The sequence below is a fragment of the Endozoicomonas sp. SESOKO3 genome, from assembly GCF_024606255.1.
Map to the genome: position 1 here is coordinate 1 of NZ_JAHHPR010000521.1, position 1,463 is coordinate 1,463.

The following is a 1,463-nucleotide window of genomic DNA, read 5'->3' on the forward strand; positions in this document are numbered from 1 at the left end:
CATGAAATGATTTTAGTTTTACCCCCGGAAAGAATAATGCCCCACGAAGTATCACCAGAAATATTAATGACACTGTTTTCATCACTGGATTCCGAAGAGTTGTGCTTATCACGCTCGACAATGGATATTGGACTTCCACCCTTTAAAGTTGATTCCGGTACAAAATTGAGTCAAATTTTATGCAATGCAGATCTACGTTTACATTCTCTTCTAACAGACGTTCTCAGCTTAGGATCTATGCTAACTCTTCCTGTACCTGTTAATTTGAATGTGTTTAATCAGCATTGTGCCATAGAGGTTAATGAGGATGGAACCCGAGCCGCAGCTGTTACACACACTTCTTGTATGAGATCTTTTGGGGGAAGAGCGCAGAGAAAATCAATCAGTTTCAGGCGACCATTTCTTTATATATTGCGTAATATAATCACAAAAAAAATCATCTTCATTGGGCAGATACTTGATCCCGGTAACTTAGGCGCAGGCACTTCAGTATGGCAAACCCATTAATAAGGATTGGGGGGTAGCCTCCTAACTCCCTCACCCTCTTGCTGCAAGCGGAAGGGTGAGGGACTTTAAGAGATTTAAAGTTGCGTATGTAACTATCGAAAAGCAATTGATCTTCAATATATAAAGCGCCAGTACCCTCTGACCTTCAAGCTGGTTTAGTTTTTTGAGCACTCACGAAGAAACTATCCTATATTTGATTTCGAATTACACATTAGGTTGACTTTTTCGCAGGGTAGCGAACCATTAAATAGGGAGATTATTACGAGCCAAACCCTAAAATTAAGACAACAAGGTTCAAACGTGTTTTTACCCAGTAAATCTTTCGATATAGCCTGCCAATACAGGGTCGTTCTGGTATTATTCTGCTTAGTCTGTTGCCTGTTGCTACCTTCTCAGCTTCTGGCAGTGCTTTGTAACAACTGTGGCTATACTTACGATCACCAATACTCTGTACGCTGCCCGGTCTGTCAACATCAAAACTACCACCCTCAACATGGCACAACGCATTCCGAATCGGCAACACAAGCCAATCCCGCTTTACGATCGGATCAATTGCAGGAATATCTGGAGCTTGCCGTAGATGTTCTCAGCCATTCAGCACAAGAAACTCTTGAAAACTCTTTCATTTCCACTGATAGCCTTATTCACACATTGTCACTGTTATTCACAGGTACTTCCGGAGAAAGCTTGCGAATGATTCAAAGATGTGAATGCGGCTTTCTTTTCAGTCGTGAAGCTGTTACATCCTGCCCGATGTGTAAACATAACAAAAATGGCCACACTCAACATGACATGGTGTCTTTCCTATCGGCCACACCAGTAAAGCCTGATTCATATCCTGCTCAACAAGGGGATGAATCGCAAAGAAATCTTGAGCTTGCCATCAATGTTTTTAGCCATGCAGCACGAGAAATGCCTGGAAATTTTGTTATTTCCCCTGATGGCCTTTTTCAGTC

The 1,463-nt window shown here is 41.9% G+C and carries 2 protein-coding genes; both read left to right on the forward strand.

Annotated elements, in window-relative coordinates; all coding sequences use genetic code 11:
• Positions 1 to 507: serpin family protein (locus KDK18_RS08985; RefSeq protein ID WP_257254565.1), on the forward strand; the 507-nt coding region annotated here is incomplete at its 5' end.
• 552 nt (positions 508 to 1,059) lie between these two features.
• Positions 1,060 to 1,463, forward strand: a 404-nt coding sequence (locus KDK18_RS08990) for a hypothetical protein (RefSeq protein ID WP_257254566.1), incomplete at its 3' end; no start/stop codon positions are given.